Origin of the sequence: Roseobacter sp. HKCCD6576-2, from assembly GCF_013179285.1 — a bacterium.
GTDB lineage: Bacteria > Pseudomonadota > Alphaproteobacteria > Rhodobacterales > Rhodobacteraceae > Rhodophyticola > Rhodophyticola oceani.
Genome location: NZ_WVNW01000002.1, coordinates 539,562 through 559,056, shown reverse-complemented (window position 1 = coordinate 559,056; position 19,495 = coordinate 539,562). Strand labels below are relative to the sequence as shown.

18 protein-coding genes are annotated in these 19,495 nt (G+C 60.5%); 7 read left to right on the top strand and 11 right to left on the bottom strand.

Annotated features, from left to right (window positions below):
- Positions 1 to 41: 41 nt before the first annotated feature.
- Positions 42 to 1,430 (bottom strand): uracil-xanthine permease family protein, encoded by a 1,389-nt coding sequence (locus GTF44_RS09800; RefSeq protein ID WP_171559797.1) that lies wholly within the window; start codon positions 1,428 to 1,430, stop codon positions 42 to 44.
- Between the two features lie 137 nt (positions 1,431 to 1,567).
- On the opposite strand from GTF44_RS09800, the gene uraH reads away from it, so the two are divergent.
- The 6 genes from uraH (at position 1,568) to der (ending at position 6,956) form a co-directional block, all read left to right on the top strand.
- Positions 1,568 to 1,921, top strand: coding sequence for a hydroxyisourate hydrolase (gene uraH / locus GTF44_RS09795; protein WP_171559800.1), 354 nt, complete (start codon positions 1,568 to 1,570; stop codon positions 1,919 to 1,921).
- Entirely contained in the window at positions 1,922 to 3,154 is a 1,233-nt protein-coding gene (locus GTF44_RS09790) for a urate hydroxylase PuuD (RefSeq protein ID WP_171559803.1), read from the top strand. It begins immediately after the preceding gene.
- Between the two features lie 16 nt (positions 3,155 to 3,170).
- Complete coding sequence (locus GTF44_RS09785) at positions 3,171 to 3,932, top strand: HpcH/HpaI aldolase/citrate lyase family protein (RefSeq protein ID WP_171559805.1); 762 nt, start codon at positions 3,171 to 3,173, stop codon at positions 3,930 to 3,932.
- Positions 3,933 to 4,973 (top strand): hypothetical protein, encoded by a 1,041-nt coding sequence (locus GTF44_RS09780; protein ID WP_171559807.1) that lies wholly within the window; start codon positions 3,933 to 3,935, stop codon positions 4,971 to 4,973.
- Complete coding sequence (locus GTF44_RS09775; protein WP_171559810.1) at positions 4,970 to 5,419, top strand: YaiI/YqxD family protein; 450 nt, start codon at positions 4,970 to 4,972, stop codon at positions 5,417 to 5,419. The genes GTF44_RS09780 and GTF44_RS09775 overlap by 4 nt, the downstream gene beginning before the upstream one ends.
- 85 nt (positions 5,420 to 5,504) lie before the next feature.
- Entirely contained in the window at positions 5,505 to 6,956 is a 1,452-nt protein-coding gene (gene der / locus GTF44_RS09770; protein ID WP_171559809.1) for a ribosome biogenesis GTPase Der, read from the top strand.
- 75 nt (positions 6,957 to 7,031) lie between these two features.
- On the opposite strand, the gene grxD is transcribed toward der, so the two are convergent.
- From grxD to GTF44_RS09745, 5 genes are all read right to left on the bottom strand, one after another.
- Positions 7,032 to 7,391, bottom strand: coding sequence for a Grx4 family monothiol glutaredoxin (gene grxD, locus GTF44_RS09765; RefSeq protein ID WP_171559806.1), 360 nt, complete (start codon positions 7,389 to 7,391; stop codon positions 7,032 to 7,034).
- Between the two features lie 14 nt (positions 7,392 to 7,405).
- On the bottom strand, positions 7,406 to 7,642 hold the full coding sequence (locus GTF44_RS09760) for a BolA/IbaG family iron-sulfur metabolism protein (protein ID WP_171559804.1): 237 nt from the start codon (positions 7,640 to 7,642) through the stop codon (positions 7,406 to 7,408).
- Between the two features lie 92 nt (positions 7,643 to 7,734).
- Positions 7,735 to 9,894 (bottom strand): phosphoribosylformylglycinamidine synthase subunit PurL, encoded by a 2,160-nt coding sequence (purL, locus tag GTF44_RS09755; RefSeq protein WP_171559802.1) that lies wholly within the window; start codon positions 9,892 to 9,894, stop codon positions 7,735 to 7,737.
- Positions 9,864 to 10,433, bottom strand: a complete 570-nt coding sequence (locus GTF44_RS09750; RefSeq protein ID WP_253261207.1) for a GNAT family N-acetyltransferase — start codon at positions 10,431 to 10,433, stop codon at positions 9,864 to 9,866. The genes purL and GTF44_RS09750 overlap by 31 nt, the downstream gene beginning before the upstream one ends.
- Positions 10,434 to 10,622: 189 nt before the next feature.
- Entirely contained in the window at positions 10,623 to 11,537 is a 915-nt protein-coding gene (locus GTF44_RS09745) for a LysR family transcriptional regulator (RefSeq protein ID WP_171559799.1), read from the bottom strand.
- 171 nt (positions 11,538 to 11,708) lie between these two features.
- Here GTF44_RS09745 and GTF44_RS09740 point away from each other — a divergent pair, with 171 nt between their 5' ends.
- The gene (locus GTF44_RS09740) at positions 11,709 to 15,116 is read left to right on the top strand and encodes an indolepyruvate ferredoxin oxidoreductase family protein (protein ID WP_171559796.1); all 3,408 of its coding nucleotides are present in this window, start codon (positions 11,709 to 11,711) and stop codon (positions 15,114 to 15,116) included.
- An 88-nt stretch (positions 15,117 to 15,204) separates the two neighbouring features.
- Here GTF44_RS09740 and GTF44_RS09735 read toward each other — a convergent pair whose 3' ends face one another.
- The 5 genes from GTF44_RS09735 to GTF44_RS09715 are packed head-to-tail and all read right to left on the bottom strand — an operon-like array spanning position 15,205 to position 19,490.
- Positions 15,205 to 15,822 (bottom strand): TetR/AcrR family transcriptional regulator, encoded by a 618-nt coding sequence (locus GTF44_RS09735; RefSeq protein ID WP_171559794.1) that lies wholly within the window; start codon positions 15,820 to 15,822, stop codon positions 15,205 to 15,207.
- Entirely contained in the window at positions 15,815 to 16,696 is an 882-nt protein-coding gene (ppk2, locus tag GTF44_RS09730; protein ID WP_145208809.1) for a polyphosphate kinase 2, read from the bottom strand. Before ppk2 ends, GTF44_RS09735 begins: the two co-directional genes overlap by 8 nt.
- 54 nt (positions 16,697 to 16,750) lie before the next feature.
- Positions 16,751 to 17,605 carry an alpha/beta fold hydrolase gene (locus GTF44_RS09725; RefSeq protein WP_171559792.1) on the bottom strand — a complete coding sequence of 285 codons (855 nt, stop codon included), beginning with the start codon at positions 17,603 to 17,605 and terminating at the stop codon, positions 16,751 to 16,753.
- Positions 17,606 to 17,657: 52 nt separating this feature from the next.
- Positions 17,658 to 18,581, bottom strand: a complete 924-nt coding sequence (gene metA / locus GTF44_RS09720) for a homoserine O-succinyltransferase (RefSeq protein WP_171559789.1) — start codon at positions 18,579 to 18,581, stop codon at positions 17,658 to 17,660.
- Positions 18,582 to 18,617: 36 nt separating this feature from the next.
- Positions 18,618 to 19,490 (bottom strand): ATPase, encoded by an 873-nt coding sequence (locus tag GTF44_RS09715; protein WP_171559887.1) that lies wholly within the window; start codon positions 19,488 to 19,490, stop codon positions 18,618 to 18,620.
- Between the last annotated feature and the right edge of the window lie 5 nt (positions 19,491 to 19,495).

Here is a 19,495-nt window from a genome sequence, read left to right as displayed (position 1 = left end):
GACGGTGTATGCCGAAGATCGGTGCTCCTACAAGGGGTCGGTTAGTCGGGCGCGTCTTCTTTTGGGTCGGCGCGGAGGCGTTCTGGCAGAACCAGGTTGAGAAGGATGGCGAGGGTGGCGGCGGGGACCAGGCCACTGGTCAGGAGGACGTGGACCGTCTCGGGCAAATGTTGCACGGCCTCTGGTTCCAACTCCAATCCCAGGCCGAACGATAGCGAGACCGCAAAGATCAACATGTTCCGCTGGTTCCATTTGACCTCTGAGAGGATCGAGATCCCGGCCGCCGCGACCATCCCAAACATGACGATGACGCCACCGCCTAAAACCTCTATGGGAATGGTGCGGATCACAGCGCCGACTTTCGGGATGAAGCCGCAGAGGATGAGAAAAAGCGCGCCGATGGTGACGACATGGCGGCTCATCACGCCGGTCATCGCGATGAGGCCGACATTTTGCGAGAAAGAGGTGTTGGGCAGGCTGCCGAAGACACCGGACAGGAGGGTGCCGAGTCCATTGGCGAAGGTTGCGCCGGTGATTTCGCGGTCGGTCGCTTGGCGATCGGCGCCGGTCTTGGTTATGGCTTCCACGTCGCCGACAGTCTCAACGGCAGACACAAACGCCATCAGGCAGAAACCGAGCGCCACGGCGATGGAGAACTCAACGCCATAGCGGAAGGGCTGGGGGAGGGCGAAAGCGGCGGCACTGCTCCAGCTTTCGGTGATGGCGGCTGGCGGCAGTAGGCCTGTGCCGAGCGCATAAAGATATCCGGTTAGCAGCCCGACCAAGACGGCAGAGACGGAGAAGATGCCTGGGGCGAAAAACTTGACACCCAGGGTGACCACCACGACGAGGAGCGCCGCCGACCAGCTGTGCAGATTGCCATAAGCCTCGGTTCCGATGGCGGCGGTGCCACCGGCGGCGTATTGGATCCCAATCTCCACCAGAGCCAGGCCGATCATCATGACCACCAAGCCGGTGACAAGCGGCGGCAGGGCAAAGCGGATGCGGCCAATAAAGAGACCAAGTACGATGTGGAACAGGCCGCCAACAATGATCCCGCCATAAAGGGCGGCCAGCGCGTCAACGCCGCGACCGGCAACAACCGGGATCATGATGGGCAGAAAGGCAAAACTGGTGCCTTGCAAGATTGGCAATCGCGCACCAACCGGGCCAAAGCCGATGCTTTGCATCAGCGTGGCGATACCGGCGAAAAGCATTGCCATTTGAATGAGATAAAGAAGCTCTGGCAGATCGGGCGAGCCGGACCCAAAACCGAACCCGGCCGCGCCCGCCACGATGATCGCTGGCGTGACATTGGCGACAAACATCGACAGCACATGCTGCAGCCCAAGCGCGACCGCCTGACCTGTGGGCGGCATATAATCGGGGTCTTGAAGCTGCGCTTTGGTGCCGATGCTGCGCGATGACATGGGGGCTCCTTTCTGGGTTGGTTCTGTATTTGACTAGGCGGTCAAATCTTCTTAGGCCTTGATTTCGGTCAAGGGTTTGCCGGATGCTGCGGTGTCGGCCCGGATATCCGACAGGCGATGACTGATGGAGGGATCAGGTGGCAGGATTTTTGACGACCCATGTGCTCGATACGGGCCGGGGCTGCCCGGCGGAGGGGGTCGCGATTTGGCTCTACCGTGTCACCGGCAACAGCCACAGCAAGATCGCCGAGACCGTGACCAATGCCGATGGCCGAACCGATGGCCCGATCCTGCCCGCCGAGACATTCACCACCGGGACCTATGAGTTGATCTTTCACGCAGGCGATTATCTGCGGGCAACGCGGCAAGCAGGCGCGGAGCCCTTGTTCCTCGATCAAATCCCGATCCGGTTTGGCATGGCCGAGGATAGCCACTACCACGTGCCGTTGCTGCTGTCGCCCTATGGCTATTCGACCTATCGGGGCAGCTAGATGGACCAGACGATCCTCCTCCACTGGGCCGAATTCGCCGTCAGGTGGCTGCATGTCATCACCGTCATCGCCTGGATCGGCTCGAGTTTCTATTTCATCGCGTTGGACCTTGGGCTGCGCCGCGATCCGAAACCCGCCAGCGGGGCCGATGGCGATGAATGGCAGGTCCATGGCGGCGGGTTCTATCATATTCAGAAATACATGGTGGCTCCGGCGGAGATGCCCGAGCATCTGGTCTGGTTCAAATGGGAGAGCTATGCCACCTGGCTTTCGGGTGTGGCGCTTCTGGCCCTGGTCTACTGGATGGGGGCCGAGCTTTATCTGATCGATTACAACGTGATGGAGTTAGTCACGTGGCAGGCGGTGCTGATCTCGGCTGGCTCTTTGGTGATCGGATGGGTGATCTATGACGCGCTCTGTAAATCACCGCTTGGCGACAACCCAACCGTATTGATGCTCCTGCTCTTCATCATGTTGGTCATCATGTCTTGGGGCTATACGCAGGTGTTCTCGGGCCGCGCAGCGCTGCTCCATCTGGGCGCGTTCACCGCCACGATCATGACGGCGAATGTGGCGATGATCATCATCCCGAACCAGAAAATCGTTGTCGCCGATCTGAAGGCGGGCCGAACGCCGGATGCGAAATACGGCAAGATCGCCAAGCTCCGCTCGACCCACAACAACTACCTCACGCTGCCGATCATCTTCTTGATGTTGTCGAACCACTACCCGCTGGCCTTTGCTTCGGAGTATAATTGGGTCATCGCCAGCCTGGTCTTTTTGATGGGCGTCACGATCCGACATTTCTTCAACACCATGCATGCCAAAGGTGGGATGCTTTGGTGGACCTGGGGCGCGACAGCGCTTATTTTCGCGGTGATTGTCTGGCTGTCTGTGCTTCCGCTCAATCGGGATCCGCCGATCGAGGAGGCGCGCCTGTCGCCACTGGCCGAGCGGTTCGCGGCGCATGAGGATTTCCCGGATATTGCCAATACGGTGCTGGGCCGCTGTTCCATGTGCCATGCGCAAGAGGTGTTTTGGCCGGGCATCGCCGTGGCTCCGCGCGGCGTTCACTTGGAAACGGATGCAGAGATTGCCTCTCAAGCCCGGGCGATCTACCTTCAGGCGGGCGTGACCCACGCCATGCCCCCCGGCAATCTGAGCTTCATGGAAGAAAGCGAGCGCGCGGCGATCCGGGCGTGGTATCGCGAGGTGACGGGCGGGGCGCTCTGAGAGTTTTGGAGGACGAATGCCGGCACCGATAAACCCCCTGAAGGCCGCTTTGAAAGCGGGGCAGTTGCAGCGCGGGCTCTGGCTAAGCCTCGGTTCTGATCTTGCGACCGAGATCGCCGGGCAGGCCGGGTTTGACTGGTGCTTGATCGATGCCGAACATGGCCCGTTTGATCCCGGTACGCTCCGAAGTCAGTTGATCGCACTGGCCGGAACCGGCACCGCGCCGGTGGTCCGCGTGCCGATCAATCGCGATTGGGTGTTGAAACAGGTGCTCGACCTGGGCGCGCAGACAGTGCTGGTGCCAATGGTAGATACCGAGGCCGAAGCGCGCGCCGCGGTGCGCGCCTGCCGTTACCCGCCCGATGGCGTGCGCGGCTTTGGCGCGGGCGTCGCGCGTGCCGGGGCTTTTGGTGCGTATGAGAATTACCCGTCCAATGCGAATGATGAGATTTGCGTTCTGGTTCAGGCCGAAAGCCGCGCAGCGCTCGACAATCTCGACGCGATTTGCACGATGGAGGGGGTGGATGGTGTGTTCATCGGTCCTGCCGATCTGGCCGCCGATATGGGCTATCGCGACGACCTAAATAACCCCGAGGTCTTGGCCGCGATTGATGCCGCGATTGGCAAGATCACCGCCTCCGGAAAGCCTGCTGGTATCATCTCGTTCGCGCCAGAGATGCGGGCGCATTATGCCGATCTCGGTGTGACCTTCCTCGGCATGGGTAGCGAAGCGGTGGAACTCGCCACCGCGCTCCGGTCTCTGGCGCAGGAACGCTAGATGGTCACGCTCCGTCATGGCGATGCGCGGCTGATCTTTGATCCGGCTGTGGGGAATATACCGCTCTGGGAGGTCACCGGCCGCAAGCCGCTCCATGCGGCCCCTTGGCGGGATGAGCCAGAGATCCAAGAAAACCATGACATCCCGCTGGTCAATCGGCGCCTCGCGGGCGATTTCCTCTGTGCACCCTTCGGCTTGGACGATGTGGAGGGCGACCCGATCCATGGTTTTCCGGCCAACAGCATCTGGGAGCCGATGGCGCAAGATGTGGCCAATGCGCAGTTTCGGTTGCAGGCCCGCGTCAGGGGGGCGGTGATTGAGAAAGACCTCCGACTTACCGGGCCGGTGCTCTATCAAACCCATCGGCTGAGTGGCGGGGAGGGGCAGATCACGCTCGCGCACCATCCGATGAGCCATACGGCGGCGGGCGGGCGGCTCAGCTTCTCCCCCAAACGCGCCGTTTTGACCGACCCGATGCCGCAATATGAGGGGCGGAATCTGTGGGCGCTGAACCAGATCCAACCCGATTTGCTCTTGCCTTGCGAAGATGGCTCGGATTGGGATCTGCATGTCTACCCGGCGGGCCATGCCGTGGAGGATTTCGTGATCCTGGCCGAGGCGCGGGAGAGCCGTTTGGGCTGGACCGTCCTGATCCGGGAGGCGGAGGATGACATGCTGTTGGTCCTGAAAGACCCGCGTGTTTTGCCGATCACCATGCTCTGGATTTCCAACGGTGGCCGCGATTTCAGCCCGTGGAACGGCCGGCACACCGGGGTTTTGGGCATTGAGGACGGGATAGCTGCGGGCGGGATCGGCCTGGCCGCGTCCACGCGCGAAAACCGCCTCACCGCCATGGGCATTCCAACCTGTCTGACGCTTGGTCCAACCCATCTGATCCGTCATGCCATGGTGTCCCTGCCACGTCCGCCAGGGTGGGCCAGGGTGGTTGACATCCAGGTCGGCGGGGCGGCGCTCACGCTGACCGAAGCGTCGGGCGAAACCATCTCTGTGCCCTTTGACGAGGGGTTCTTTCCAGCATGATCTTGGTCGATGCAGATGCCTGCCCTGTGAAGGAGGAGATTTATAAGGTCGCCTATCGCCACAAAATGCCGGTGCGCCTCGTGGCCAACCAATACCTGCGCCACCCGGAGCATCCGTTGATCTCGATGCAGATGGTCTCGGGCGACTTTGACGCCGCTGATGATGCGATTGCCGAGGCCGCGAGGCCTGAGACACTGGTCATCACCGCCGATATCCTGCTCGCGGAGCGTTGCATCGCGGCTGGTGCATCGGTGATGAGTCCGAAGGGCGGGGCCTTCACCGCCAACAGCATCGGCACACAAGTCGCCACACGCGCGATCATGGCCGATCTTCGCGCAGGTGTAGACGGGCAGGGGATCGGTGGCCCCGCGCCCTTTTCCAAGGCGGATCGCTCGCGGTTTTTAAACGCGCTGGAGGTGGCGCTCCGCAAACTGCCGCGCGGATGAGTATTTTCGCGCCAAAGCCGCGGATGTCTTTTCAAGCTCCGGGCTTTGCGTTAGGACGCGCGTCTTGCATCAGAAAGATCAGGTCATGAGTTTTACCCTCGCCATTATCGGGCGGCCCAATGTGGGCAAATCCACGCTGTTCAACCGTTTGGTTGGCAAGCGCTTGGCCTTGGTCGACGATCAGCCGGGCGTCACGCGAGATTTGCGCGAAGGCGCGGCACGCTTGGGCGATCTACGCTTCACCGTCATCGATACGGCGGGCCTGGAAGAGGCGACCGATGACAGCCTGCAAGGCCGGATGCGTCGGCTCACCGAACGGGCGGTTGATATGGCCGATGCCTGTCTTTTTTTGATCGACGGGCGCGCCGGGATCACTCCGACCGATGAGTTGTTCGCTGATCTCCTGCGCAAACGTGGGGCGACCGTGATACTGGGCGTCAACAAGGCCGAGGGTCGACAGGGCGAGGCGGGTGTCTTGGAAGCCTATGGCCTGGGCCTCGGCGATCCACTGGCGCTATCTGCCGAGCATGGCGAAGGCATGGCCGAACTGGCCGTGATGTTGGCGCCTTTGGTCGAGGCGGCAGAGGCGGCATCAGAAGAAGCCGAAACCGATATTGATTTGGAAGAGGGTGAAGAGGGCGCGCGGGTGATCACCGCCGCCAAGCCGCTGCAGATCGCGGTTGTGGGGCGACCCAATGCCGGGAAATCGACCCTGATCAACCAGATCATTGGCGAAGAGCGACTGCTGACTGGCCCCGAGGCGGGGATTACACGCGACTCGATCTCCGTGCCGATCACCTGGGGCGGCACGCCGATGCGGATCTTTGATACCGCTGGTATGCGCCGGAAAGCGAAGGTGCAGGAGAAGCTGGAAAAGCTCTCGGTCTCGGACGGTCTCCGCGCGGTGAAATTCGCCGAGGTTGTGGTGGTGTTGCTCGATGCCGCGATCCCTTTCGAACAACAAGACCTGCGGATCGCCGACCTCGCGGAACGGGAGGGCCGCGCCGTGGTCGTCGCGGTCAATAAATGGGACCTTGAAGAGCACAAACAGGAAAAGCTGCGGGATCTGAAAGAGGCCTTTGAACGGCTTCTGCCGCAGCTCAAGGGTGCGCCGCTCATCACGGTGTCAGCGAAAACTGGGCGGGGGCTTGATCGGCTGCACGCGGCGATCTTGAAAGCCCATGAGGTTTGGAACCGCCGGGTCCCGACCGCTACACTAAACCGCTGGCTCACCGGTATGCTGGAGGCGCATCCGCCACCCGCCCCAAGCGGCCGCCGGATCAAGCTGCGCTATATGACCCAGGCGAAGACCCGACCGCCAGGCTTTGTGGTGATGTGCTCGCTGCCCGAAAAGCTTCCGGAAAGCTATTCGCGCTATCTTGTCAACGGGTTACGGGAAAGCTTTGACATGCCGGGCACGCCAATCCGCCTGCATATGCGCAGCCAGTCGGACGCAAACCCCTATAAAGATCGCAAGAAATCGACGCCTTCCCGGCTCAACAAACATGTTCGCCGGGGCGCCACAAAAAAAGGCTAACCCGATCCGGCTCGGCCCTTCTCTGCTTCATAAATATCCCGGGGGTCTGGGGGCAGCGCCCCCAGCCGGATGCCGTCAGGCATTCGCCTCGCGAATTTTGTCCGCCGCGGCCTTGTCATAGGTGACGCCTTCGGTGTCGAAGAGTTGATCCAACTCGCCCGACAGAGTCATCTCGGTGATGATGTCACAGCCGCCGACAAACTCGCCTTTGACATATAGCTGCGGGATTGTCGGCCAATCGGAATAGTCCTTGATGCCCTGACGGAGCTCTTCATCGGCCAAGACATTCACATCCGAATAATCCACCCCCATGAAATTCAGCACACCGGCCACGCGGGAGGAGAACCCGCATTGCGGCATCGCTTTTGTGCCTTTCATGAACAGCACCACATCATTGGCGGTGACGGTCTCTTTGATCGTATTTTCTGCGCTCATGTCGCGTTTTCCTTTTATTCCGGTGCTTTGGTTGTCAAAGCTAATGCATGTAGCTCGCCTTGACTGCCGTCCATTTTGCCTTTCAGGGCCGCATAGACCGCGCGTTGTTGCTGCACGCGGTTCTTGCCGCGAAAGCTTTCGTCGATCACTTCCGCCGCGAAATGCGCGCCGTCATCGCCTTGTACAACGATCGTGGCATTAGGAAAGCTCTCGCGGATCAGCGTCTCGATATCGTGGGCGGAGATGGCCATTCAGTAATCCCTGACTGTTTCACTTGTGAAGATAGAGAGGCAACCCGACCCGTGCAAGCCGATGGCTGGGACAGAACCGGGATTGTCGTGCCTCAGGCAAAGACGTCGGCGAAGGCGCTCCGGTAGAGGTCGGTAAGTTCGGAGAGGGGCGCCTCGGAACCACCGATCCGCACAGCATCGCCGCCAAACCGACCGACTGTGGTCAGCGGCACGCCGGCCTGACCTGCCGCGACCATCAGCGCCTCAGCTTTGTCATAGGAGCAGGCGATGAGATAGCGGGCCTGATCTTCGCCGAAGAGCGTGCCCATGTCGCTGGCATCAAGGGTAACGCCGACCCCCGCGGCTTCAGCCAGTTCAAACGCCGCCAACGCCAAACCACCATCGGAGAGATCGGTGCAGACATCGACCCAGTCTCGATTGTCGCGGATGAAGTCGCCATGGCGCGCCTCGGCCTCCAGATCAACCATCGGCGCATCGCCGTCTTCGCGGTTGAAGACTTCGGCCAGAAGGGCGGATTGACCCAGATGGCCTTGCGTGTCACCGACCAAAATGGCCAGATGCCCCTCGCGCACCTGCCCGCCGATCAGATCGTCGATATGCTCCAACAGGCCGACTGCGCCGATGGTCGGCGTCGGCAAGATGCCTTGGCCATCGGTTTCATTGTAAAGTGAGACATTGCCCGAAACGATGGGCATATCCAGCGCCGCACAGGCCGCGCCGATACCTTTGATCGCGCCGACGAACTGACCCATGATCTCTGGCTTTTCGGGATTGCCGAAATTTAAGTTGTCGGTGCTGGCCAGTGGTTTCGCCCCGATGGCGGTCAGGTTGCGATAGGCTTCGGCGACGGCTTGTTTGCCACCTTCGACCGGGTTCGCCTTCACGTAGCGGGGCGTTACATCCGACGTGAAGGCCAGCGCCTTGTCGGTGCCATGGACCCGCACAACGCCTGCGCCTTGGCCCGGATTGCGGATCGTGTCGGCCATGACCATCGAGTCGTACTGTTCATAGACCCATTGCTTGCCCGCGTAATTGGGCGAGGCCAGAAGCGCCTTTAGCCCGTCGATCGGGTCGATCTCGGGCACCGGGTCCATCTCCGGCGCGGGCTCGGTCGGGGTCCAGGGGCGGTCATATTCCGGCGCGGTCGAGGCGAGTTTCGACAGCGGCAGATCGGCTTTCACCGTATTGCCATGTTGGATCAGAAAACGATCCTCGGCGATGGTTTCGCCCACGATGGCGAAATCCAGGTCCCATTTCTCGAACACCGCTTTGGCTTCGGCCTCCAGCTCGGGGTTCAGCACCATGAGCATGCGCTCCTGAGATTCCGAGAGCATCATCTCATAGGCGGTCATGTTTTCTTCGCGCACCGGCACGCGGTCGAGTTCAAGCTTGATGCCAAGATGGCCTTTGTCGCCCATTTCAACGGCGGAGCAGGTCAGGCCCGCAGCGCCCATATCTTGGATTGAGATCACAGCACCTGTCTGCATCAGTTCCAAGCAAGCTTCGAGCAGGCGTTTTTCGGTGAACGGGTCGCCGACCTGGACGGTCGGGCGCTTTTCCTCAATCGTGTCGTCGAATTCGGCGGAGGCCATCGTCGCACCGCCAACCCCGTCGCGCCCGGTTTTCGCACCAAGATAGACCACCGGCATGCCAACGCCGGACGCAGCGGAGTAGAAAATCTTATCCGCATCGGCCAGGCCTGCCGCAAAGGCGTTGACCAGGCAGTTGCCGTTATAGGCGGCGTGGAAGCGAACCTCGCCACCCACAGTGGGTACGCCGAAGCAATTGCCATAGCCGCCGACGCCTTCGACGACGCCATGGACCAGTTGCCGGGTTTTCGGATGCGAGGGGTCGCCAAAGCTCAGCGCGTTCATCGCCGCAATTGGGCGCGCGCCCATGGTGAATACGTCGCGCAGGATACCGCCAACGCCCGTCGCGGCACCCTGATAGGGCTCGATGTAAGACGGGTGGTTGTGGCTCTCCATTTTGAAGACCACCGCCTGACCGTCGCCAATATCGACCACGCCCGCGTTTTCACCGGGGCCGCAGATCACTTGCGGGCCGTCCGTCGGCAGGGTGCGGAGCCATTTCTTTGACGACTTATAGGAGCAGTGCTCGTTCCACATGGCTGAGAAGATGCCCAGCTCGGTGAAACTCGGCTCCCGCCCGATAATCTCGAGGATGCTGGCATATTCCTCGTCGCTCAGCCCGTGGGCCGCAATCAGATCGGGCGTGATGGCCGGGTCTTGCATGATGAGACTGTCCCCAATTTGTTTGCGCCCGTCTTTAGGCCATGGGGCCGAGGGGGGGAAGGGGGGCAAAGCGCGCGGCGGAAGGTCAGCGATGTGGGGCGGTCAAATCCGGGATGGCAGGTTTCCCCGGACTGGGTGAAGCCAAGGGCGCGGAACGTGGCATGGTTTTCGGTCAACTCGACGCGGGTTTGCAGCGTCAAAGCGGTGGAGCCGAGAAACTTGGCGCGGCTCAAGGCGGTCTCGATCAACGCGCGGGCCAACCCCTGGCCGCGATGTTCGGGGGCGGTGGCGAGTTTGCTGAGATAATATGCGCTTCCTTGGGCCTGACCGAATAGGCAGGCGATCGGTTTCGGTGCACGGATCAGGAAAAGGTCGTTGTGCGCCGCTATCGCGCGGAGGCTTTCCGGTGTCATCCGCGTGAAAGAGGAGGGTGGGGTGATCCGGCCCTCCATCGGGCCGAAACAGGCCGTGAGAAGAGTGAACAGATCGGGCCAATCGTCAAAATCTGTCGGGTTTGTTTCCACCATCGAAACGGGCATCTGCGCTCCCATTTGCCAAAAAAAAGGCCGAGACGAATCTCGGCCAAAGTCCAACAGGGAGGTAGGGATGATCTCGTTTGCACTAAATCATCCACTACTGCCCAATTAGTCAGCAGGTTAGAATCGTTCAAGGGGTTTTCTGCCGCGCCGCCGCATTCCTGCTATGTCTGTGGCGCATAGCCCACATCTTTACGTTGCGTCAGATGCGACCGCATCGCGTCGCCGACGACGATAAGCGATGACCTCGTCAGAGACAAAATCACGGAACACTTCGATCCGTTTCGAGTGGCGCAATTCCTCGGGATAGGCAAGGAAAACAGGGACTTCGTTGCTTTCCACTTCCGGGAGGACATGGACCAGTTCGGGGAAATCCTCGGCCAGGTAATCGGGCAAAACGCCGATGCCCAAGTCATGGATCACCCCTTGCAACACGCCAAAATAGTTATTGACGGTCAAAAAACTGCCGATCTCATGCGACATCACCTCGCGCACGAGCACGGCGCCCGCGCTTACTTGGGCACTTTGCACGTTTTGGCTGATCAAACGATGGTCGCGCATGTCGTCGAGCGAGACCGGCGTGCCATGCGCCTCCAAATAACGTGGCGAGGCGAAGAGGCGCATGTTGATCGTCATCAGTCGACGGCGGATCAGATCGGCCTGAGACGGCTCTTTCATCCGGATCGCCACGTCCGCCTCCCGCATTGGCAGGTCGAGCAAGCGTTCCTCGAGCATGAGGTCGATCTTCAGATGTGGGTATTTGTCATAAAGCTGCGGTAGTCGCGGCGCGAGCCAGAGAGAGCCGAAGCCGATGGTCGTTGTCACGCGCAACTCGCCAAACACCTCCTCCTCGCTGTCCCGAATGCGCGCGGCGGCGGCATCCAGCCGTTTTGACATCGATCGGGTGGCATCAAACAGCAACTCGCCCTGTTCGGTCAGGATGAGACCGCGGGCATGACGGTGAAACAGCGTCGTGTTTAGGCTTTCTTCCAGCGCGCGAATCTGTCGGCTGACGGCGGATTGGCTCAGATGCAGCGAGTCCCCGGCATGGGTCAGGCTGCCCGCATCGGCCACGGCATGAAAGATCCGCAGCTTGTCCCAGTCCATCTCCCGTCTCCCTTTGATAGCGCCATCGTTGCCGCGCTTTCAGACAGATAACGGGTCGGGCAGGTCTTGCAAACGGGGAATTGAAGTCGGGCTTGGCAGAAATGGGTTTTCAGGTCAGCACTTTTGACCTATACTCGTTGCATTGACATCATTCCGGGAGGGGAGGACCGAATGGGCGTCCAGCATGTTTCGCTAGAAGACCGCTTTGATCTCACCAAATCGCCCGTGCTGTTGAACGGCACGCAGGCGTTGGTCCGCCTGATGATCGCGCAGAAAGAGCGTGACCGGGCGGCGGGCCTGAACACGGGTGGTTATGTGACGGGTTACCGTGGCTCCCCCCTTGGCGCGGTGGATTTGCAGATGGCGCGGGCGCAGAAACACCTGGAAGCCTCTGATATTCTCTTTCAACCCGGCTTGAACGAAGACCTCGCGGCCACCTCGCTTTGGGGCAGCCAGCAGGCAGAGCTGCGGGGCGAAGGCAAATATGACGGTGTCTTTGGTCTCTGGTACGGCAAGGGGCCTGGCGTCGATCGCTCCGGCGATGCGATGCGCCATGTGAACATGGCCGGCACCTCGGCCCATGGCGGGGTGATCATGGCTATGGGGGATGATCACACCGGTGAAAGCTCCACCACCTGCCACCAATCGGATTGGGCGATGGTGGATGTGCATATGCCGGTTCTCAGCCCGGCCGGGGTGCAGGAAATCCTGGATTATGGCGCATATGGCTTCGCGCTCAGCCGGTTTGCAGGCGTTTGGGTTGGACTGAAGGTGATGAAAGACACGGTGGAAGCCACTGGTGTCGTCGATGGCCGCGCCGACCGGATGCAGTTCGTGACGCCGGAGTTTGAGATGCCACCGGGCGGGCTCAATATTCGGCTCAACGATCATTGGATCGATCAAGAGAAGCGGCTTTTGGAGTATAAGCGCTTCGCCGCCGAAGAATTCGCACATATCAACAAGATCGATAAACGCGTTCTTGGCAAATCTGGGGCCAAGATCGGTTTCGTCGCGGCGGGTAAGAACTGGCTCGATCTGGTTCATGCGCTGGAGTTGCTTGGGATCGACGCGGCCGAGGCTGAGCGGCTTGGCATCACCACCTATAAGATCGCGCAGACCTGGCCGATAGATATGAAAGGTGTGCATGCCTGGGCCGAAGGTCTCGACCTGATCGTCGTGGTGGAAGAAAAGCGCAAGCTGATCGAGGTACAGATCAAAGAGGCGATCTTCGATGACCGGCGCGGTCGCCGCGTCTATGGCTATAAGAAGGGCGGCGACGGGCCGATCCTTTTCCCGTCGCATTATGCGCTCGACCCGCTCGATATCGCCGAGAAGCTGGGCAATATTCTCATCGAAGAGGGCCGCCGGACTGACCGGATCGAAGCCGGGATCGCCAATATTATCGAGGCGCGCCGGGCCGATAACGCCCCGGATCTGGCGCAGCGGACGCCTTGGTTCTGCTCGGGCTGCCCGCACAACACCTCGACCAAAGTGCCTGACGGATCGCGCGCGGGGGCGGGCATCGGCTGCCACGTGATGGCGCTCTGGATGGATCGGAACACCGAAGGCTACACCCATATGGGTGCGGAGGGCGTGAACTGGGTTGGCGAAGCACCGTTTTCCAAACGCCCGCATGTGTTCCAGAACCTTGGAGAAGGGACCTATAACCACTCCGGCATCTTGGCGATCCGCGCGGCCTTGGCGGCCAAGACCAACATCACCTACAAGATCCTCTATAATGACGCGGTCGCGATGACCGGCGGGCAGGACAATGAAGGCGATCTCAGCCCGCAACAGATTGCCCAGGAACTTGTCGCGATGGGCGTCAAAAACATCGCGTTGATCTACGACCCCAAGGAAGACATTGATTTCTCGGGCTTTCCAAAGGGCCTACCGCGCTATGAACGCGATGAGTTGATGAATGTGCAGGACCGGATGAAAGAGGTTGAGGGCGTCTCGGCCATTATCTTCATTCAGACCTGCGCAGCCGAGAAACGCCGCCGCCGCAAGCGGGGCACCTTCCCGGATATCGACAAACGGGTTTTCATCAACACCGATGTCTGCGAGGGTTGCGGCGATTGTGGGGTGCAGTCGAACTGCGTGTCGATTGTGCCGGTCGAAACCGAGTTGGGGCGCAAACGCGCCATTGATCAATCGACTTGCAACAAGGATTTCTCCTGCGTCAAAGGGTTCTGCCCGTCTTTTGTGACCCTCGAAGGGGCGCAGGTGAAGAAACAAGCAACCGCCGAGGTCGATATCGGCGAATTGGCGATGCCGACACTGCCCGAGATCGACGGAACCCATAACGTTGTCATCACCGGCGTTGGCGGGACGGGCGTGGTCACAATTGGCGCGATCATGGCGCAGGCGGCGCAGATCGACGGCAAAGGCGCCGGTATGATCGAGATGGCGGGCTTGGCGCAAAAAGGTGGGGCGGTGCACATCCATCTGCGCTTGGCCAATGCGCCCGACGATATCTCTGCGATCCGCGTGGCGACCGGAGAGGCGGATGCGGTCATCGGCGGCGATTTGGTCGTCTCGGCCGGGGCGAAAACCCTCGGCTTGATGACGACAGGGCGCACTGGGGCCGCCGTGAATTCCCATGAAATCACCACAGGCGACTTCACACTGAACACGGAATTCCGCATTCCAGGGAAAGACTTAGAGGTCGCCCTTCAAGCCCGTCTCCGTGATCGGCTGAGCCTTTTTGATGCCACCGAACTGGCACGTGTCCTGATGGGCGACTCGATCTATTCCAACATGATGACCTTTGGCGCGGCCTGGCAGATGGGCCTGGTGCCGCTCAGCTATGAGGCGATCTTGGCGGCAATCGAGCTGAACGGCACAGCGATCGAGCGGAACAAACGCGCGTTTGAGTTGGGCCGTTGGGCGCATCTTAACCCGCAAGAGGTGACGAAGCTGCACAAGCCGACACTGGTCGAGAAGCCGAAGTCGCTCGACGAAAAAATCGCGTTCCGCAGCGATCACCTGGTGCAGTATCAAAACGCGGCGCTGGCCAAACGCTACCGTAAGCTGGTCGATGGTATCGATGACTTGCGTCTGAAGGAAGCGGTGGCAAAGGGCTATCATAAGCTCTTGTCTTACAAGGATGAATTTGAGGTTGCGCGCCTGCATTTGGACACCGAAGCCAAGGCACGGGCGCAGTTCGATGGCGATCTGAAATTCACCTATCACCTGGCCCCGCCGCTTTTCCCAGGAAAAGACCCGGCACGGCGCCCAAAGAAACGCGAGTTTGGTGCCTGGATCAGCACGGCCTACAAGCTGCTGGCTCGGATGAAGCCGCTTCGCGGCACGCCGTTCAACCCGTTTGGCTATACCGCTGAACGCAAGATGGAGCGCTCCCTGATCACCGAATATGAGCGGGACATGGCGGAGATATTGCCGAAGGCTGCGCCGGAAACGCTGGATACCGCCGTGGCGCTGGCTGAACTGCCCTTGAGCATTCGCGGCTTCGGCCCGGTGAAGGAGAAAAACGCGGAGAAAGCGGCCAAGCAACGAACCGATCTGCTTGCCAGTTTCCGGGCGGGCGGCGCCCCCCTGGCCGAAGCCGCAGAGTAGCGCCGCTGCGGCACTGCAGGGTCGTGCCTTCTCTGCTTCTTAAATATCCCCGCCGGAGGCATCGGAACAGATGCGCCCGGCGCGGCGCTTATTGATCAGGCGCAATCAGCCCCAAACCGCGCAGGTAGATCCCGATCCCGCTTTCCAATAGGTCTTCGGGCGGGAAGGGCGCATTGCCACCCGGGCGGCCCCGGGCGAAAAGCTCGACAACGCCATGGCTCAACGCCCAGATATGCGCGCTAAACATCGAGGGCGGCGGGCGTTTGCCAGGCGGGATATGTTCCGAAAGGGCTTCGGCTGCGCGTTCCAACACGTCGCGGGATTTGGTGGCAGCGGCGGCCAGTTCCGGCGTTTGATTGGCCGAGAGCCCGCTTTCAAACATCGCCATGTAGTGACCGGGGTATTTGCGCGCAAATGCCAAGTAAGCCCGCCCCGTGGCTTCAAAGGCGGCGAGCGCCGTCGGTTTACCCTCGTTAAACGCAAACTCCATCAAATCGGCAAAGATTTCATGGCCTTGCCGGGCGCCTTCGGCAATCAAATCCTCGCGCCCCTCAAAGTGCCGATAGACCGCTGCCGGCGTCACGCCGGCGTTTTTGGCGGCCTCGGATAGGGTCCAACCGGTCGGCCCTTTCTGCTCGATCAGCACAAGGGCGGCCTCAACAAGGGCTTGGCGCAGATTGCCGTGATGATAGCCGCGTTTAGGCATGGGCGCGATCTGCCCACATCTCTGGTCCGCCGCAAATCTCGGGGTCTGGGTGCGAGACAACCTTATCCTTGCGCCCGTCATAGGGCAGGCCTGAGAGGATTTGCCGGATCACCGAGAGCCGCGCGCGGCGCTTGTCATCGGAGCGGACCACGGTCCAGGGCGCATCCGCCGTATGACCCAAGCTCAAGGTCTGGCCGATCGCATCGGAATAAGCGTTCCATTTCTTCAGACCTTCGACATCGATCCAGCTCAGCTTCCATTGTTTCAGCGGGTCTTTCTCGCGGTCAAGGAAGCGGCGCAGTTGTTCCGCCCGGCCAATATTCAGCCAAATCTTCACCAGATGGATGCCATCTGCGACCAGCATTTGCTCGAAATCGGGCAATTGGTGGAAAAACACATTGCGCTGCTCGGGCGTGCAGAAGCCAAACACATGCTCGACCACACCGCGATTGTACCAGCTGCGGTCAAACAGCCGGATCTCGCCCGCGGCGGGGAGATGGTGGATATAACGCTGAAAATACCATTGGCTGGCTTCACGGTCCGTGGGCTTGGAAAGCGCGACAACGCTGGCCACCCGCGGGTTGAGGTTCTCCCGCACGCGTTTGATCGCGCCGCCTTTGCCCGCCGCGTCGCGTCCTTCGAAGACCACGGCGATGCGTTGGCCAGTATCGCGGACCCAGGCGTGGCATTTCACCAGTTCGATCTGCAGCGCCTTCAGGTCGGCCTCATAGGCCGCTTTGTCCATCCGGGTGTCATAGGGGTAGCTCGCGTCCAAGACGCTGTTCTTATCGGCGTTCTTGATCGCCGCGCGGATCTGCTCCGGCGCTTCTTCGCGGTAGAACTGGGTGATCGCGCCATCGAAGGGTTTACCCATGCGCTGCCTCTTTTTTCTGCTCGTCCCTGGGTTCAATATGGCGGTCGGACCGACTTAGCGCAATCCGGCGCGGCTCACGGCACGCTGAATTGCGGCGAGTGCGGCATCGGGGTCAGCGTGGTGGGGCATATGGCCAACCCCTTGGAGAACCGTCAAATTGGCGCCCGGCACCTGGGCTGAGAGCGGCTCCGAATGGGTGGCCAGGGGCACGGTATCGTCCGCCGTCCCATGGATGATTTCCAAGGGCAGGGTGAGCGTGTGATAGCGCCCCGACATCTCGGTCACATGGGTCAGAAGGCTGTTCACCTGCCGGCCATTGGCCCGCAGAACCGCGCTTTGCAGGGTCAATTCGGGGCGGATATGGTCGAAATAGCCATCGGGCACAGGGTCTGGGTCAAATATGCCGGTGATCGCATTCCGGGTTGCGCCGCGCGGGGCCAGATTTGCGATGAGCGGTACAATCGTGATGCCGCCGAGCCGTGAGGCGGTGATCGGATAAAACGCCTCCAAGCCGCCCTCCCAGGGTTGGGTTGCGCCCGCCAAGGAGACCACGGCGGCGGCCTGATCGGGATGGTTCAGCGCCCAGGCCATCGCGACGGCACCGCCATAGGAATGGCCGACAATCACCGCTTGTGTCACGTTCAACTGCGTCGCAGCTTGGGCGAGCAAGGCCGCCTGATCCGCCGGGCTTTCATTGTCGCGCCCGAGCCCGTCGGACAAGCCAAGCCCGGGCCGATCAAACGCAATGACCCGATTGGTTTCGGCAAGATCTGGGGCCAAGCGAAATGTGAAGTCCCTCAAGTTGCCGCCCGCGCCATGGAGCAAGATAACCGTCGGCCCCGAGCCTGCCTCCCAAACATGAATATCCAAGCCCTGAACCTGGATGATCCGGCTGTTCGGGTCGCTCATCTCTGGCCGGCCGCAAGCCGCGACAACAAGAAAGGCCAGCCCAAACAGAACATTACGTGCCGATCTTCGACATATCGAAATTGGTCGTTTGATAAATCTCATTGATCCAATTGCCATAGAGAAGATGGGCGTGGCTGCGCCAGCGGTTGGTTGGGTCGCGTGTCGGGTCATCCTCGGGGTAGTAGTTCACCGGCACCGCAATTGGCGTCCCGGTCTCCACATCGCGATCATATTCCTGTTTCAGCGTGCCGCTGTCATATTCCAGATGATTGAAGATATAGAGCGCCCGGTGGGCCGCGTCCTCCACCAAACAGGGGCCAACCTCATCACTGCCGATCAATGTTGTGAGACCGGCCGCCGCGTCGACTTCGGGGGCCCGCATCTCGGTCCAACGCGAAACAGGGATTAGCACGTCGTCGGAAAAGCCCCGGAGATAAGGCGAGGCGGGCGCGAGATTGCGATGCCGGAAACAGCCAAAGGCCTTCTCCGACAACATATGTTTTGGAACATCGTGAAAATGATGGATCATCGCCATGCCGCCCCAGCACACGCCGAAGGTGGAATGCACATGGGATTGCGTCCAGGCGAAAACCTGTTTCAACTCCTCCCAATAGGTCACCTCTTCAAACGGCAAATGCTCGATGGGTGCGCCGGTGATGATCAGCCCATCGAATTTCTCGCCTGAAGCGGCGACCTCGGCGAAAGGGCGGTAGAACGCCTCCATATGCTCCGCTGCGGTGGTTTTGGTCTGATGTTCCGACATGCGGATCAAGCTCAGATCGATTTGCAGCGGGGTCGCGCCGATCAGTCGGGCGAACTGCGTCTCGGTTTGGATTTTCTTCGGCATCAGGTTCAGCAGACCGATGCGAAGGGGCCGGATATCCTGCCGCGCGGCGCGGTTCTCACCCATCACCATGACACCTTCGCGCTCCAGTTGGGCATAGGCGGGCAGGGTTTCTGGCAAAGTGATGGGCATTTGTCTGGTCCTTGGCGCGTCGGGCGAAGGCTGGATTTAGGCCGTTTGACCGCGCCTGCCAAGGGCTTGAGCGATCAGCGCGGTGGCATCATGCGCGTCGCGGATCGTGGCAACCTCATCGGCCTCAACCGTCACGCCCCAGTTTTCCGCCATCGCTTGATACAGTGGCGCGCGATGCGCCAGCGCTTTGGCATAGGCGAAACGGACAAACGCATCTGGATCAACATCACCCGGCAATACATTGTTTTCTTTTAGATATGCGTGCCATTGAGCCGTGAGGAATGCGGGCTGGTAATACATCGGCTTGGGCGCCTGATCGAACCGCCGGATCAGGTCATCCGTATGTGCGTCGCTGCCTCTGATCCAGACCATCAGGCTATGCGCCGAGAGCGTGCTCAGCACATCGTCGTCCGGGTCCGACGGGGTCACGACCTCGCAGATCGATCCGCCGGTGTCGCAGATGAAATGCGGATAGTTATAGAGATCCCGCGCCCGGGCGATGAAACTTGGCGTGTCCAAAAGCGCGTTGATTTCCGCGCGGCGATGCAGAGCCTGACGGCGTTCATATTCGTCGAGTGGCAAGCCGCCTTTGGCAGGGTCGCCGGGTTTGCCCAGATAGGTCGAGAGTGGGGCGAGATTATCGAAGGTGATGTTGGAGCCGATATAGATCGAATCCGAGCGCAGCAATTCGGCCAGAAACGGCGTCTGCATCGCGATCCGTTTCAGATTGTCGGCGATGTGTTCGCCCATATAGGCGGTGCCGATGCGGTAATCGATCGAGTAATGAAACCAGTCACCCGCGCTGCGGAGCAGGTTTGCCAGATGGGTCTTGCCCAGACCGGACATGCCGAACACCAAGAGGCGCTTCTCCGGCGCGTCCAGCCAAGCCTGTGGGGTCTCATAGATCAGCGTCA

Excerpts from the sequence above, each read along its gene's own strand:
- metA (WP_171559789.1), bottom strand. The coding sequence starts at position 18,581 with ATGCCCATCACTTTGCCAGAAACCCTGCCCGCCTATGCCCAACTGGAG.
- GTF44_RS09735 (WP_171559794.1), bottom strand. The coding sequence starts at position 15,822 with ATGCCTAAACGCGGCTATCATCACGGCAATCTGCGCCAAGCCCTTGTT.
- der (WP_171559809.1), top strand. The coding sequence starts at position 5,505 with ATGAGTTTTACCCTCGCCATTATCGGGCGGCCCAATGTGGGCAAATCC.
- GTF44_RS09760 (WP_171559804.1), bottom strand. The coding sequence starts at position 7,642 with ATGGCCATCTCCGCCCACGATATCGAGACGCTGATCCGCGAGAGCTTT.
- GTF44_RS09750 (WP_253261207.1), bottom strand. The coding sequence starts at position 10,433 with ATGCCCGTTTCGATGGTGGAAACAAACCCGACAGATTTTGACGATTGG.
- GTF44_RS09800 (WP_171559797.1), bottom strand. The coding sequence starts at position 1,430 with ATGTCATCGCGCAGCATCGGCACCAAAGCGCAGCTTCAAGACCCCGAT.
- GTF44_RS09790 (WP_171559803.1), top strand. The coding sequence starts at position 1,922 with ATGGACCAGACGATCCTCCTCCACTGGGCCGAATTCGCCGTCAGGTGG.
- GTF44_RS09780 (WP_171559807.1), top strand. The coding sequence starts at position 3,933 with ATGGTCACGCTCCGTCATGGCGATGCGCGGCTGATCTTTGATCCGGCT.
- GTF44_RS09745 (WP_171559799.1), bottom strand. The coding sequence starts at position 11,537 with ATGGACTGGGACAAGCTGCGGATCTTTCATGCCGTGGCCGATGCGGGC.
- grxD (WP_171559806.1), bottom strand. The coding sequence starts at position 7,391 with ATGAGCGCAGAAAATACGATCAAAGAGACCGTCACCGCCAATGATGTG.
- ppk2 (WP_145208809.1), bottom strand. The coding sequence starts at position 16,696 with ATGGGTAAACCCTTCGATGGCGCGATCACCCAGTTCTACCGCGAAGAA.
- purL (WP_171559802.1), bottom strand. The coding sequence starts at position 9,894 with ATGCAAGACCCGGCCATCACGCCCGATCTGATTGCGGCCCACGGGCTG.
- GTF44_RS09740 (WP_171559796.1), top strand. The coding sequence starts at position 11,709 with ATGGGCGTCCAGCATGTTTCGCTAGAAGACCGCTTTGATCTCACCAAA.
- GTF44_RS09725 (WP_171559792.1), bottom strand. The coding sequence starts at position 17,605 with ATGAGCGACCCGAACAGCCGGATCATCCAGGTTCAGGGCTTGGATATT.
- GTF44_RS09785 (WP_171559805.1), top strand. The coding sequence starts at position 3,171 with ATGCCGGCACCGATAAACCCCCTGAAGGCCGCTTTGAAAGCGGGGCAG.
- GTF44_RS09775 (WP_171559810.1), top strand. The coding sequence starts at position 4,970 with ATGATCTTGGTCGATGCAGATGCCTGCCCTGTGAAGGAGGAGATTTAT.